Raw genomic sequence first — 14,625 nt, forward strand, 5'->3', positions numbered from 1 at the left:
CCTCTCGCGCTGGGCGGGCGCGGTGGCCGGCCTCATCGAACTCGGGAGCAACGTTGGTGCGGGCAGCAGTCGGATACGGTGTCGGGGCGGGACTGATCGTCCTGCTGGGCGCAGGAGGCTGGTACATGGCCGGGCGCCCCTCGCCGGACCGGATCGTGGCCGCCCTGCCATTCGTCGGCAAGAAGCAAGGCGTGAAGGCCGAGGAGCCCCCCCTGGAGGTCCGGGTCATCGTCGCCCGTAAGCGTCAGGTGCCCATCGCCTTCACCTACACCGGCACGATCATCGCGCAGCAGGACGCGACCTTGCAGGCCCGGGTGACCGGCAACGTTACGGAGCGGCCCTTCGAGCCGGGCGGACACGTGAAGAAGGGGCAGGTCCTGTTCCGCATCGATCCACGGCCCTTCGAGGTCGCGCTGCAGACAGCGAAGTCCCAGGCGTCGCAGGCACAGGCGCAGCTGACCTTCGCCCAGGCGGAGGTCGACCGCACCGAGTCCCTGGCCGACAAGGGCTATGCCACCGAGCAACGGTTCCAACAGCTGCAGTCGAACCGGACCTCCGCCGTCGCCCAGGTCCAGGGCGCCGAGGCCGCGATTGCCAGGCAGAACCTGAACCTCGATTACGCCATCGTGAACGCGCCCTTCGACGGGCGCGCCAGCCTGTCGACGATCAATCCCGGCGACCTCGTGATCGAGAACCAGACCCAGCTCGTCTCGGTCGTGCAACTCGATCCGATCGACATCCAGATGGCCCTCTCCTCGGAGGACTCCGAGACCATCCGGGCGGCGATGAAGGAGGGAAGCGTCACGGTCGCCGTCCTCAACGCCGAGGGCAAGACCGTTCGAGAGGCCGGGATCTACCAGCTCGACAACCGCTTCGACCCCCGGACCGCCCGTCGTCTCGTCCGGGCGTTGATGCCCAACGCCGACGAGCGTTTCCTGCCGGGGCAGTTCGTACGTGCCAAAATCCAGACCGGCACGAAGGACAGGCTGCTGGTCCCCACCGTGTCCCTGGATGCGCAACTTGCGCAGCAGATCGTCTACGTCGTCGATGGGAACGGCACGGTGCAGCAGAGGCCCGTGACCACCGGCGATGCCTATGGAGACGATACCGCGATCCTGGATGGGCTCTCGGACGGTGACCGGGTGGTGGTCGACCACCTTCAGGACATGCGTCAGAACCTGAAGGTCGTCGTCCGACCGGACGCCGACGCCGGTCAGGAAGGCAAAACCGGACATGCGGTGAACGGACCCGGATAGGATCGATGAGCCCCGCAATCGCCGAACCTCGTCGATCTCCCCCAGTGACACCGGACAGCATGCCGAACGACCGTCCCATCATCCTGATGGCAGCCCTCCTCACGATCGGCTGCGTCGCCACTGGCGCACAGGCGAAAGAATGCCGTGCGACGCGGTCGGCCTACGACCGCATCGAGACAAGCATGAGCATGGCGCAGGTCCGGACGATCTTCGGATGCGAGGGGCGGCAGATCACCCATATGACAATCGGCGCCACGCGCAGGGCGACCTATTCCTGGCGTGGGGCGGGTCGGTATGGCGCGAACGTCACCCTGACCTTCCGCAACGGGCATCTCACACGGAAAGCGCAACTCGGTCTGTGACGGTCGCGGCGTGGGGACGGTGCGGGCACCGCGGACGGTTGTCCCCGCCTGAGCCTGAACCAGATGGCCCGTTGCCCCTCTATCTCCGACGACCCCCACGCATCATGGAGGGGCGGAACGCAATCCTAACTCAAGCGTCGCTTCCCGTCATGGGGAACGGGCATGGTGGCATCATGAGTGTCCGACGTCAGCACCTGTGGGACAGATTGAGGGTCTTCACGAACGGAGGATGGCTGGTTCATCGTAGCCCCTAAGGAGCGAAGATGAAGCAGACATCCGGACCGGCCAAGAAGCCGGCAGAAGCGGTGATCAAGGACATTCGTCGGGCCACACGTCGGCAGTTCTCCTCCGAGGAGAAGATCCGCGTGGTGCTGGAAGGCTTGCGTGGCGAGGACAGCATCGCCGAGTTGTGCCGACGTGAGGGGATCGCCGCCTCGATGTACTACGGCTGGTCCAAGGAGTTCCTGGAGGCTGGCAAGAAGCGCCTGTCCGGCGACACGGCGCGTGCGGCAACGACGGACGAGGTGCGGGATCTGCGCCGCGAGACGGGGGCGCTGAAGGAGGTCGTAGCTGATCTCGTCCTGGAGAACCGTCTGCTTAAAAAAAGCATGAGCGGGGCTGGGGGCGACGAAGCATGAGGTACCCGGCCCCCGAGAAGCTGGAGATCATCCGGCTCGTCGAGCAATCCCACCTGCCGGTACGTACCACCCTGGACAAGCTCGGCATCACGCGCTCGACGTTCTACCGGTGGTACGACGCCTACCAGCGCGGCGGCCCCGAGGCGTTGAATGACCATCCCTCGCGGCCGAGCCGGGTCTGGAACCGCCTGCCTGCGGAGATCCGCGAGCAGATCGTTGCCCTGGCTCTGGAGCAGCCTGAACTCAGTCCGCGTGAGCTGGCGGTGCGCTTCACAGACGAGCGTCGCTACTTCGTCTCGGAAGCGACCGTCTACCGGTTGCTCAAGTCTCAGGACCTGATCACCAGCCCGGCCTATATCGTCATCAAGGCCGCCGACGAGTTCCGCGATAAGACCACCGCGCCCAATCAGCTTTGGCAGACGGACTTCACCTACCTGAAGGTCGTTGGCTGGGGCTGGTACTACCTGTCGACGGTGCTGGACGACTTCTCACGCTACATCGTGGCCTGGAAGCTGTGCACGACGATGCAGGCCAGCGACGTCACCGCCACGCTCGACCTGGCGCTGGGTGCGGCTGGGCTCGATCAGGCGCGGGTGATGCATCGGCCACGCCTGCTCTCCGACAATGGGCCGAGCTACGTCGCCAGCGACCTGACTGACTGGCTCGGCAGCCGGGGCATGACTCACATCCGCGGTGCGCCATGCCATCCTCAAACGCAGGGCAAGATCGAGCGTTGGCATCAGACGCTCAAGAACCGCATCCTGCTCGAACACGCCTACTTGCCCGGCGAACTGGAGACGCAGGTTGCCGACTTCGTCGAACACTACAACCATGCCCGAGCCCATGAGAGCCTGAGCAACCTCACGCCCGCTGACGTCTACTTCGGACGCGGCGAAGGGATCCTGGCCGAGCGGGAACGCATCAAGCGCCAGACCCTCATGGATCGCCGCTTGCGCCACCACGCGCAGGCCGCCTAACCTCTTACCCCAGATGGACCAGAGCCTCCGCTCCTGAACTTCGCAGAATGTCCCAAATTATCTGACGACGGACAGTCGGGCCGGAGCGGATCAGGGCGGTCTTCGTCACCGTTTACCTGGAGGAGGCCCGCATCCGCCAGCGGAGCTGGGACTTCAACGGTTGCCCGTTGGGAGTCCCGCTCGACCTGCGCGTTCCCCGCGATCACCCTCTGGCGGCCACGCGCTTCCCGGGGGCCGCGCTTCCGTTCCTCGGAATCCTAAAGCGCCGCGACCGCTGCTGGCTCCTGGCTCCCGACGGGGCAGCCATCCTGCTCGCTGAAGGCAGGGTGACCGACTACAAGGCGCTCCGGGGCGCCACGCCCTTCGCGCTCACGCCCGGCGCCCTGCTGACGCGCGATCGCACGGGCGAAGTGATGGTCCGCAGCCGCGCCGACGGGCAAGTGCTGGCCCGCTTCCCCGCCGAGGCCGCCCCGGCGACACGGGCCTGCGCGCTCGACGTCCTCAGCGGCATCGCCCCGCCTATGTTGGCCGCCGATGAAGAGGACGGGTCGTGGCGGCTGACGAAGGCCTGTGGCGGGGAGGTCCGCTCCGTCTACCCACACGGACGCATCATCGGCTTCGCCACGATTGAAACAAACCGCGGGGCAGGCGAGCATCTCGCCGCTCTGCATCGCAACGAGGACGGCCTGACGTTCCGCGACCTCGACGGCGCAGTGCTCGTTGACCCGATCCCGCTGCCAGCCGACCACTTCGACGTGGTGCGGATCGCCGCCGGCCCGGGCGCTAGGTTCTTCGTTGCCGCCGCCCGCCTCGATCCAGACGGCTTCGTCGCGACCCTCGCGCTCCGATCCGTCGCGGGCATGTCTGACGACATCTGGCGTTATCTGCCGAACGTGAACGAGTTCACGGAGACGATCCCGTGCCTCGACGCCTAAAACCGTCGCCACTGCCGGGCGCCCGTGAGCCGCTAGCGGATCTGGCTCTGCGCGGCTGGATCCATACCGGCACGATACCTCTCGACGGCGTACTGATGGATCGCAGCCGAGTCGGGCCCAATTGGAGGGATCGCGTCAGCCCCTGGCTCGACCACGCGGCCGAGGCGCGGGCGCTCGGGGATCTCGTCCTCGTCCTGTTCGCGCGGCCCCTGTGGCGGGATTGCGCTGTGCTCGGCCCCTGCCTGCCGGTGGTGCGGCGCTTCGGCCTGCTGGCCACCGCCCCCTTCGCCGAGCCTGAACCTGCGCTCGCGGAGGTCCTGCGCGACCATCTCGTCCACGTGGCGGCGGGCCGCCTCAGCGCCGTGCCGCTCAGCGATTCCACCGGCCTCGACGTCGCTGGCTGGTGGATGCTTGACGGCATTCGGGTCGTCCCGGCCGAGCGTGTCCCAACCCTACGCCAGGTGGCCTCAACTCCCCGCCTCGCAAGCGCCCCGACCCTCACGACCGGTGCGGAGCCCTTCGCACCGATGCGCGAGGCGCTCGCCCGCCGTCCCCGGCGACGGCTCCAGCACACCATCGGCGATCTTGTCGCGGGCGCCCGGCGCTGGGTCGGCGGAACGTTCGGGTTCCTCTGGGAGGCCTACATCATCCTGCTCGTTCTGACCGTGGCTGGCGGCTTGGTGATGGGCTTCATCGAGAGCATTCGGACGACGGCGGAGGCGAACTGGGGCAAGATCCTGCAGCCGCTGGTCGTCACGTTCGTTGTCACGTTCGTCGTCGCGTGGTTGGTCTCCCACCGCGCCGGCAAGGGGTCGCCCACGGCATGGGTGCAGACGGTTCGGAGCGGCGCACCGGCCGCCGGCACCCTGCGCGATCCGTTCTGGCGAAAGGCGGCCGCGTGGCTGGCATGGCGCTCCCCCTATGCGGGGCATCTGCGCCGGCTCTACGCCCGCCGCCTCACCGAGGTGGAGCGCCTGTTCGCCGCGGGCCGGATCGAGGAGGCCCTGCACCGGGCGGTGGGGCTCGCGCCCCCGGCAAACCCGGCGACCACCTTCGCCGATCTCCCCCTCACCGGCCCCGGCCTGCGCGAAAGCATTTCGCTCGATCTCAAGCCGCAGCGCGCCTCCCGTCTTGGCCTCGATCCCGCCGTCGAGGAGCGCCTGCGGCTGCTTTACGGCGAACAGGCTACCGCGCTACGGGAAACCGGCGACATCGAGCGCGCCGCCTTCGTGCTGGACCAACTCGCCGGCAATCCGCACGCGGCGGTGCAACTCCTCGCGGAGACCGGGCAGATCGAGACCGCGGCCCGGCTCGCGGAGGCCCGACGCCTGGGGCCGGGCATCGCCATCCCGCTCTGGTTCAGGGCGGGGCAGGCCAAGCGGGCACTGGCGCTGGCCGCCCGTCACGATGCCCATGAGGAGCTTTGGAAGGAACTCCCGCCTGGCGATCCGTTTCGTCCGGTGCTGGCCGAGGCCTGGGCGGAGCGTCTCGCCGGAATTGGCGCCTTCGATCATGCTGCTGCTCTCGCCTTCGGCGTTCCGGCGCTCACCGGGCGCCGTGAAGCTTGGATCAGGCAGGCCCTTGCTGACGGGGGGCGACCCGCGCCAGAATCCCTGGCGCGGGCGCTCCGTGCTCTGCCCTGGGACGCACAAAGCGTCGATCCGCTCTACGCGGCCTTCGCGGAGCTACTGGTTGCGCCGGGCCTCGAAGGCGCGGCACGGCGGCTCGCGCTGGCGGCGCATTGGCTCGATCCAGCATTCGAGGGCGGCCCGCCTCAACCACCGAATCCCGCCTTCTCGCTCCTCTGTCGCGGCCTCACCCGCCGGCTCGCCGTGGATGACGGCGCGCTGGGTCACGATCCGGAACGCGCACGGCTTGCCGGGCGCCTCGCCGAAGCCGGGGGGCAAGTCGCGCTCCGCCAGCATCTCCGGCGGCTTCAAACCCGGCCGCCGCACCTCGGCCAATCTGCAAGTGGCCCGATCACGATCCCCGATGGCCCGGCGCTCGCCGAGATCACGGACACGGCTCTGCTGGCTGGTGGGCGGCTGCTGGTGGGCTATCGGTCGGGATTGGTCCGCCTGCTCGGCCGGAGCGGGCGCGAGCGCTGGCGCGGTCAGGTCGACGGCCTCATGGGTTTCGCGACCATCGGCGCAGGTGCCCGGGCATTCATACTGCGGCAGACCCTCGACGGTCCGGCCCTGCTCCTCCTCGATTCGGACGCCGGGCGGCTTACCCTGCTCTGCCCTCTGCCGGTCACGCACTGGCAGGCCCATGCAGACGAAACCGGCTGGCTCGTCTTCGACGGGGAGGGGCTGGTGTGCCTCGACACGGCTTCGCTCCTCGCATGCGGCGGGGCTGGCGGGGACGCATGGGTGCCAACCTCCGGCCCCGCCCACCATTGGCGTCTGCCCATGACCGAGCCCGGACGTCCCCTGGCGCTTGCATCCTTCCCGGACGGGTGGTTCCTCGTCCATGCCCGTCACGACGGTCTCATCGAGTGGTGGAGCCTCGCCCGAAAAACGCTCGCGGTCTCCTGCCGCTTCTGGACGCCACCACCTTGCGCGGACGGGGACGTGCTCGGGCTGACGGAAGGCGTCGCCTGGGCCTTGCAGAACGCGGATACGCAACGGGTCCTGCGCGCTTACCCACACACATGGACGCCGGCGACAAGGGATGCCGAGCAAAGGCTGATGGAGGCGATGGCCCGTGCAGAACCACGACCCGTGCCACGCCTCGCGACCATGGAGGGAGGCCACCTCTGGGCCGCAACCGACATCGCGGCCGGCGCGGTCTGGGCGGATGTTGTTGGGGGAAAAGGGAAGAGCGGCCCGACCGTAAGGTGGCACGGTAGCCGAAGCCTGCGCACCCGCTTTGCCCTAGACGGCACGGCCGCGGCGGTGTTCGACGAGCGCGGTCGCCTCGTCGTTCTCGACCCGCGCACCGGACAGATAGCCCTGCGCCTGCTCTGAGCACCGGAAGCGGCACTATGCCTGTCCCGAACGCGCCACGCGCGCGGGTGGAGCGAACTCGCGGGATCGAAGAAAGTCGGCCTCCTCGGTGTCGCTCGCGCAAAACCGTCTCTAGCACACCTATGACCCTATCGATGCGCTGGACCAGCCGCCGATGAGGGAGGTACAACAATGCCGAAGATGACTAGTGCTACTATGTCATAAATTTTGGGTATAGAGTTGGTGACTCGATCTCGTGATGGAGCGAGGCATGGATCGCTTGAACTCCCCGCTGGCTGCCGACCAGCTTCGTTTTGCAAGATATCTGGAGGCTTTGTCAGGCGTCCTGGGCCATGTCGATCGGATTGCGCCGCTGAAGGCCTACTGCACGGGCCTCCTCCTGCCGGGTGCTCGCAAGAGCATCGAGCCGATGGCGGCCCGGATCGCGCCGGCGCGTGTTCAAGCCACCCATCAGGCGCTGCATCACTTCGTGTCCAAGGGCGAATGGTCGGACAGCGCTTTGCTGGCCCGGGTCCGCAGCGAGGTTCTTCCTACGATCGAAAGCCAGGGTCCGATCCAGGCCTGGATCGTCGATGATACGGGCTTTCCCAAGAAGGGCCGCCATTCAGTCGGAGTGGGACGGCAATACTGCGGCCAGATCGGCAAACAGGACAACTGTCAGATCGCCGTGACGCTCTCTGTGGCCAACGCCCAGGCCAGCCTGCCGGTGGCCTATCGCCTCTACCTGCCGGAAGCCTGGGCCCTGGATGCCGAGCGCCGCGGCAAGGCCGGCGTGCCCGAGGAGATCGGCTTCCGGACCAAGCCAGAGATTGCGCTGGATCAGATCCGGGCGGCCTTGGACGATGGGGTGCCGGCCGGCCTGGTTCTGGCTGATGCCGGATACGGGATCGACACGGCCTTCCGTACGGCGCTGACGGCTTTGGGCTTGCGCTACAGTCTGGGCGTTCAGTCCTCGACGAGCCTGTGGGCCCCAGGATCCGCACCGCTGCCGCCCAAACCCTGGAGCGGACGCGGGCGCCCACCCACCCGGGTACGACGGAGCCCCGAGCACAAGCCACTCTCGGCGGAGACGCTGGCCCGGTCTCTGCCGGAGACTGCCTGGCAGCGGGTCACGTGGCGCGTTGGCACGAACGGTCTACTGACCTCGCGCTTTGCGGCCGTGCGGGCGCGCCCGGCGCATCGGGATGAACTGCGACACGAGCCGCGTCCCGAGGAGTGGTTCCTGATCGAGTGGCCGGAGGTCGAGGATGCGCCGACCAAGTACTGGCTCTCGACCCTGCCGCCAGAGACGCCCCTGGCCGAGTTGGTCAGCCGGACGAAACTGCGCTGGCGCATCGAGCGGGACTACCAGGAACTCAAACAGGAAATCGGGCTCGGCCACTACGAGGGGCGAAGCTGGCGCGGCTTCCATCATCACGCCAGCTTGTGCATCGCGGCCTACGGGTTCCTGGTCTCCGAGCGAGGCCGTTTTCCCCCCTCAGGACCGGAGATCATCGAGCGGCAAGCGCTTGCCATACCCGCCGGTTACAAACCCCGTGGTGCTCCCGATCCGGACCGAGCGACACGTGCCTGACTCCATCGCGACCCTGCGCCTACGGCTGGCACGGGCACTCACGCAAACCCTGAAACGATGTCCCTGCTGCCAACAAAATTTATGACACAGTAGCACTAGGCCAGGGAAAGTTCGAAGCGGCACGCCTCGGCGAAGCCGCGCAGAACATCGAGACGGTCGCGCGCGACATGCTCGACTGACCTGACCGGTATTTTGAACCGAGCCAATTGAGAGGCTACTGCATGGCGGCAGCCATGGGTAGCCGGAAGGCCAGATCTGGGAAGGTGACAGGCGCGGGGGGCCGGTAGCCCAACGAGGAGTGCGGCCGGACGCGGTTGTATGTGTTCTGCCATAGACCGATCACGATCTGAGCTTCTTTCAGTGAGTAGAAGATCTCCTGGCGCAGGCACTCGTCCTTCAGCTTGCCATTGAAGCTCTCACAGTAGCCATTCTCCCATGGGGATCCTGGAGCGATGTACTGGATCTGTGATCCGGTCTTGGAGACCCATTTGCGAAGCGCCTTCGAGATCATCTCCGGCCCGTTGTCGCAGCGGATGTTCTCCGGGATGCCATGGAGACACATCGCGTCGGCCAGGGCCTCGATCACGCCCAGGCTGTTGATCCGCCGTGCCACCTTCAGCGCGAGACAAGCCCGGCTGTGCTCGTCGATCAGCGTCAGGATGCGCAGGCTTCGACCGTCATGGGTGTAGCCTTGCACGAAGTCGAAGCTCCAGACGTGATTGCGATGGAGCGGCCGCAACCGCACGCAGGAGCCATCGATCAGCCAAAGACGGCTGCGCGGCCGATGCTTCCGCGGAACCTTGAGCCCCTCACGACGCCAGATCCGCTGAACCCGATTCTTGCCCACCTGCCACCCGGCTGCCTGCAGCAGCGCGGTGACGCGGCGGTAGCCGTAGCGCCCGTACTCGGACGCGAGGGCGACGATGGCGCGGGTCAGCGCATCCTCGTCAGCCGGAACCGTGGGCACGTAGCGTTGCGTACCCCGGTGCTGGCCGACGATCCGGCAGGCGTGGCGCTTCGAGAGGCCGTACTTCTCCTGGATCGCGTCGACTGCCTGCCGGCGTCGCTTCGGGGTTATAAGTTTCCCGCGGCGACGTCCGCCAACACCTGCTTCTCCAGGGACAAGTCAGCCACAAGCCGGCGCAATCGAGCGTTCTCACGCTCCAGATCCTTCATCCGACGGGCCTGGTCGATCTGCAGGCCGCCGTACTCCTTGCGCCAGCGATAGTAACTTTGCTCGGAGATCTCCGCCTCCCGGCACGCTATCGCCAAACTTTTACCCTGGGCCGTCTGGACCTCAATCTGGCGCAGCTTCAGCACCACCTGCTCCGCACCCGTCTTCTGACCTCGCTTCATGTCCAGCTCCTTCAGTCCTGGCTGATCCTCTCAATCAGCCCGGTCCAAAGCCAGCCGGTCAGGTCAGCTGCCCCGACCCCGAAGCGTTTGGCTGCCTGACGCCGCGATGTGCCCGCTTCAATCGCGGCGACCACACGCTCGCGCAGATCGACAGATAGAGCTGAAGGCATGGTGATCCTCCCTCATAAGCCCGTCCAGTGAATCACACGCCAGCCAGATCGCCTACCCCGAGCGATTCAACCCGACAGGGCACGGCTCTAGAGGCTGGACAAATGGCAGCAACCGACACCGTGCCTACACACTAAAAGCCACTTGCGTTCCAGGGGACGTCCACCGATGGAGTGCAGACCCCGGCCTACCGCCACGAAGCGGCCCTTCTGCTTCCGACCCGATTGCGCCGTCGCAGGGGATTCCCAATAGCCCCACAAGCGGACGTCCGATCGGCTCAGGTGTTTGATCCTGCGGTTCGAGAATTACCCTGCGAAGAATGCACCGTCGCTGTGCGCTCCCTAGGAGCGCCCCGACGACGGTGCGGTCGCGGCGCAACCGGACGACTTCGGCCGCTGCTCGAAGCGATCTCACGGGTCCGCCTTCCACCGTGTTCCCGGCCGGGCAAGAGGCAACCGGAACGTGTTCGGCGACTTGATAGGCCGGGCGCGATGGCGCTCGCCAGAAGGGACGCCAGCCATGCCCGGAACTGAGATCCGCCTTGCCCTCGACGCGATCCCGATGGGGGGTATGAAGGAGGGGGCGGCCGGGGACGAGAAGGTTCTGTTCGTGCGCGACGCCTCCGGCGTGCGGGCGTTTCAGGCCAAGTGCCCGCATCTTGGGGCGCCGCTCGCTAAGGGCGAGATCTGCGGCGGACGCCTCTACTGCCCCTGGCACAAGGCCGCCTTCGCGATAGCCGACGGAAGCCTGGAGGAGCCGCCGGCCCTCGACTCCCTGACGCGCTACCCGGTCCGCTTCGAGGGGACCGACGCCGTCGCGACCCTCACGCCGGAGCCGGCGCCGACGAAGACGGCGGGCGCGACCGTGGGGAGCGTGCTTATCGTCGGCTCGGGTGCCGCAGCCGTCGCCTGCGTGAAGACGCTGCGCCGCGAAGGCTATGACGGCCGCGTCACCATGGTCGGTCGCGAAGCGCACCCCCCCTACGACCGGACCAAGCTCTCCAAGCAGTTCCTTGCCAAGCCGACCCCGCCGGAGAAGGTGCTGATCGAGCCCGATTTCGACCGGATCAACAAGGTCGAGCGCATCATCGCGGAGGTCGCCCGGGTCAATCCCGCCCAACGCGACATCACCCTGAAGGACGGCCGGACCCTAAGCGCGGACGCGATCCTCGTCGCTACCGGAAGTCGGGCGGTGGTGCCCAACTTCCCCGGCAAGGACCTCGGCGGGGTCTTTACCCTGCGCAGTCTCGACGATGCACTCCAGGTGAGTGAGGCGGCGGGCGAGGGCAGGTCGGTCGTCGTGGTGGGCGCCGGCTTCATCGGCATGGAGGCGGCTGCGTTCCTTGCGAAGCGCGGGCTGTCCGTCACCGTGCTGGCGCGCGAGGAAACGCCCTTCGCCAAGCGCTTCGGTGAGGCGGTGGGCGCAGCGCTGAAGCGGTATCACGCCGGCAACGGCATCACCTTCGAAACCGGCTCCGTCGCCAGGATCGCCGGCACCGACCGTGTCGAAGCCGTCGAGACGGAGGAAGGACGGCGCCTTGCGGCCGACATCGTTCTCATCGGCGCAGGCGCACGTCCGGAAACCAGCCTGATTGCGGACGTCGAGCCCGATGAGACCGGCGGCCTCACGGTCGCCGGCGACCTCAAGCTCGCGGAGGGCGTCTGGATCGCAGGTGATATCGCCGCCTTCCCCGAGAAGGCGAGCGGCGAGACAGCGCGGATCGAGCATTGGCGTCTCGCGCAGCAGCACGGCACGCATGTAGCCCATGCCATCCTCGGCCGAAGCGGCGTGTTTGCGGGGGCTCCATTTTTCTGGAGCAACCAGGGCGACAAGCGCCTCGATTACGGCGGATACGCCAAAGGGTTCAACCGGATCGTTATGCAAGGGGACCTCGCCGCCCTCGACTTCATCGCCTATTACGTCACGGGCGACCGGGTGACCGCCGCCTGCAGCATCGGTCGCAACAATGCCTTCACGGCCTTCCTGCACCTGCTCAGCCTCGGGCGTCTGCCCTCGGCGGCCGAAATCGAGGCCGGGGCGGACCTGCCCAACCTTGCGCGAGAGGCTGCCTAGGGGCTGTCCGGCAACCCATCGAGAACCGCGGCAAGGTGAGGTCGCTGGGTCGGCGTGGTGCCGGCCCTACGCCCTTCGGGCCGCGCAGGCCGCCGCGACCCTAAGGCATCGGCGGTCGGATGCCCTCTGGCGTTCTCGACCGATCGGAATGGGCGAAAAGCCGACGTGCGTCGCATTGCGCGCGAACGTCCGATTTCTCAGATTTGCTTGCCAAAAGCAGACCGACGGAAACCCACCCATCTGGGACGTTGGCTGAAACCGCACCTCGTGGCACGATCCAGCAATAATCATGGCTTGGTATGAATGAAAGAATTTGCGCCTCTTACACTTATCATCTTATGCTTCATGGCCGGCATCTTCCTACTAGTAGTGCTTTTAAAACGCATTCGTGGGAAGCTGCAGGGTAAATATCCTTTTGGCTTTGGCGTGCTCAGTCCATCAATCGCCGTATCTTCAGAAGAAGCTCAATTTTTTAAAATCAATGAACACGACAAGCTGATTATAGAGAATTTCAGAAGAACATTATTTTCTGGTGTGATGATCCTAATGGCCCTAACTTTCCTGGCTCTCAACGTGCTACACGCAATGTTTCCGTAACTGGATAATGACTGCTTCCCACCCGAACCAGTCAGAGTGCGGACGGTCGCATTTCGACCCCATGCGGAACCTCACGGTGTCCGCTCTAGGGCATTCTACATCGCAGACGGAGTCGCTCTCGGAGGCTCCACGAGCGTCACTGACTGCTGCCCTTGTAGATAGCCCGCAAGTAGTGCTTCGAGAATTTGTGATAGACAATCCTAGCCCAGTCGCCAATTAAGCGCTCCTCGTCGCTGACCTCGCTATCGTAGTCGAGACACGTTCGGAGCGTACCATCAGGATTAGCTGTACTAAGATGGTATCGGCGCGGCGCGAGGTACGACAGGCTCAGGTACATGCAGGCGAAGAACGCCACTTGGCGGCGTCCGATTGCGATAGCATGTCGCTCAATGTCGTCTACGCGGGCGCGGACTGCATCGAAGCTGCCATCGCGTACGGCACGCTCAAGCCCGACGAAGCGCAGGAACAGGCGTTTATCAGCAAGGATAAGCCGCCCGTCCTCACTGTTCTCGACGCCATGGCGGATCAGCTTGGCTCTCACATAATCGTAGAGCACGGCTACCGGGGCGCTTGAAGGATCATGCGTCTCGCTCATGTGCCAGCGTGGATTGGAGAGCGAGCCTTTGCAAGAAGGACATTAAGAGCATGCATATTTGATGTTCGTTGTTCGACACACCGACGGGCTTCGCCTACCAGGTTCGGCTTAGGTGCACTTAAACTAAGAGCGCCTAACAGAACGGCACCGAGCGTTGCTTTCAGCGTTGGTTTGGCATGGCCAGACCGCTTCTCCCCGATGATCTCTGGGATGAGATCGCTCCGCTCCTCCCGCCGCCTCGGCCGCGTCCGAAGGGCGGGCGTCGTCCGATCGAGAACCGGGCCGCACTGACGGGCATCCTGTTCGTGCTGCGCTCGGGTCTGCCGTGGGAGATGCTGCCGGCGGAGATGGGCTGCGGCTCCGGCATGAGTTGCTGGCGGCGGCTGCGGGATTGGCAAGCGGCGGGCGTGTGGGGCCGCCTGCATCACGTGCTGCTGGAGCGCCTGCACGCAGCGGGTGAGATCGACTGGAACCGGGCTTGCCTGGACAGCGCGTCTGTCCCGGCCAAAAAGGGGGGCCTGCCACCGGCCCGAACCCGACGGACCGGGGCAAGCCGGGTACGAAGCGCCACCTGGTCACCGACGCGCGTGGCACGCCGCTCGGCTTCCGCCTGAGCGGGGCCAACCGGCACGACAGCATCATGATGGCAGCTACTCTCGATGCCGTTCCGCCTCTGCGGAGCGGTCGACGAGGGCGACCGCGACGCCGTCCGGACAAGCTCCACGCCGACAAAGCCTACGATGCCAGACCTCGCCGCCAGGAGTGCCGGGCGCGGGGGATCGTGCCGCGCATCGCGCGTAAGGGCATCGAGAGCAGTGAGAAGCTCGGACGTCACCGTTGGGTCGTGGAGCGCACCCACGCCTGGTTCAACCGATTCCGTCGATTGCCCGTCCGCTACGAGCGACGCAGCGACATCTACGAGGCCTTCACGAGCCTCGCGGCCAGCCTCATCACCCTCAACCAGATCAAACGGTTCTGTTAGGCGCTCTAAACCGATCTCTCCCGGCTTAAACGTCTGGTTTCGGCCGCAGCGCCAAAGGCCGGTCCCCACCCAACCCGGTCGTAGAGCGAACGGACGGCTCCCGACCCAACCCAGCCATCCGGGCCGCCGTCGGCGCTTCTCCAA

The 14,625-nt window shown here is 66.2% G+C and carries 11 protein-coding genes and 1 pseudogene; 9 read left to right on the plus strand and 3 right to left on the minus strand.

The features are described from left to right. Window positions 1-56 precede the first annotated feature (56 nt). The 6 genes from A3OM_RS23525 (at window position 57) to A3OM_RS0106085 (ending at window position 8,710) form a co-directional block, all read left to right on the plus strand. Window positions 57-1,256, plus strand: a complete 1,200-nt coding sequence (locus A3OM_RS23525) for an efflux RND transporter periplasmic adaptor subunit (protein ID WP_043764483.1) — start codon at window positions 57-59, stop codon at window positions 1,254-1,256. A 59-nt stretch (window positions 1,257-1,315) separates the two neighbouring features. Beyond that, complete coding sequence (locus A3OM_RS0106060) at window positions 1,316-1,618, plus strand: hypothetical protein (protein ID WP_018042838.1); 303 nt, start codon at window positions 1,316-1,318, stop codon at window positions 1,616-1,618. 263 nt (window positions 1,619-1,881) lie between these two features. Continuing rightward, a protein-coding gene (locus tag A3OM_RS0106070; protein ID WP_085984209.1) for an IS3 family transposase occupies window positions 1,882-3,233 on the plus strand; the annotation gives its coding sequence in 2 pieces (ribosomal slippage) (window positions 1,882-2,218 and window positions 2,218-3,233; 1,353 coding nt in all). A 167-nt stretch (window positions 3,234-3,400) separates the two neighbouring features. Further along, window positions 3,401-4,168 carry a hypothetical protein gene (locus tag A3OM_RS0106075; protein WP_018042841.1) on the plus strand — a complete coding sequence of 256 codons (768 nt, stop codon included), beginning with the start codon at window positions 3,401-3,403 and terminating at the stop codon, window positions 4,166-4,168. After that, window positions 4,153-7,137 carry a hypothetical protein gene (locus A3OM_RS0106080; RefSeq protein ID WP_043764304.1) on the plus strand — a complete coding sequence of 995 codons (2,985 nt, stop codon included), beginning with the start codon at window positions 4,153-4,155 and terminating at the stop codon, window positions 7,135-7,137. Before A3OM_RS0106075 ends, A3OM_RS0106080 begins: the two co-directional genes overlap by 16 nt. Window positions 7,138-7,387: 250 nt before the next feature. Beyond that, window positions 7,388-8,710, plus strand: coding sequence for an IS701 family transposase (locus A3OM_RS0106085; protein WP_026175767.1), 1,323 nt, complete (start codon window positions 7,388-7,390; stop codon window positions 8,708-8,710). Window positions 8,711-8,924: 214 nt separating this feature from the next. Here the strand turns inward: A3OM_RS0106085 and A3OM_RS0106090 are convergent. Both A3OM_RS0106090 and A3OM_RS25730 read right to left on the minus strand, forming a co-directional pair. Beyond that, window positions 8,925-10,066, minus strand: a protein-coding gene (locus tag A3OM_RS0106090; RefSeq protein WP_085984210.1) for an IS3 family transposase whose coding sequence is annotated in 2 segments (ribosomal slippage) — window positions 8,925-9,799 and window positions 9,799-10,066 — 1,143 coding nt in all. Because the reading frame shifts where the segments join, the coding sequence is not laid out codon by codon here. A gap of 50 nt (window positions 10,067-10,116) precedes the next feature. After that, window positions 10,117-10,236 (minus strand): annotated as a pseudogene (locus A3OM_RS25730) (IS630 transposase-related protein); the annotation flags it as partial. Window positions 10,237-10,753: 517 nt separating this feature from the next. Here A3OM_RS25730 and A3OM_RS0106100 point away from each other — a divergent pair. Next, window positions 10,754-12,307 (plus strand): FAD-dependent oxidoreductase, encoded by a 1,554-nt coding sequence (locus A3OM_RS0106100; RefSeq protein ID WP_026175768.1) that lies wholly within the window; start codon window positions 10,754-10,756, stop codon window positions 12,305-12,307. A 303-nt stretch (window positions 12,308-12,610) separates the two neighbouring features. Then, window positions 12,611-12,904 carry a hypothetical protein gene (locus A3OM_RS25735; protein ID WP_157196446.1) on the plus strand — a complete coding sequence of 98 codons (294 nt, stop codon included), beginning with the start codon at window positions 12,611-12,613 and terminating at the stop codon, window positions 12,902-12,904. Between the two features lie 136 nt (window positions 12,905-13,040). Here A3OM_RS25735 and A3OM_RS25740 read toward each other — a convergent pair whose 3' ends face one another. Beyond that, on the minus strand, window positions 13,041-13,499 hold the full coding sequence (locus tag A3OM_RS25740; protein WP_157196447.1) for a hypothetical protein: 459 nt from the start codon (window positions 13,497-13,499) through the stop codon (window positions 13,041-13,043). Window positions 13,500-13,675: 176 nt separating this feature from the next. Between A3OM_RS25740 and A3OM_RS25090 the strand changes: the two genes are divergently transcribed. Beyond that, window positions 13,676-14,481 (plus strand): IS5 family transposase gene (locus A3OM_RS25090; protein ID WP_085984211.1). Its coding sequence is split into 2 segments (ribosomal slippage): window positions 13,676-14,012 and window positions 14,012-14,481, totalling 807 coding nucleotides; the frame shifts between segments, so codons are not numbered across the junction. The last annotated feature ends 144 nt before the right edge of the window (window positions 14,482-14,625 follow it).

The sequence above is a fragment of the Methylobacterium sp. 88A genome (assembly GCF_000376345.1).
GTDB lineage: Bacteria > Pseudomonadota > Alphaproteobacteria > Rhizobiales > Beijerinckiaceae > Methylobacterium > Methylobacterium bullatum.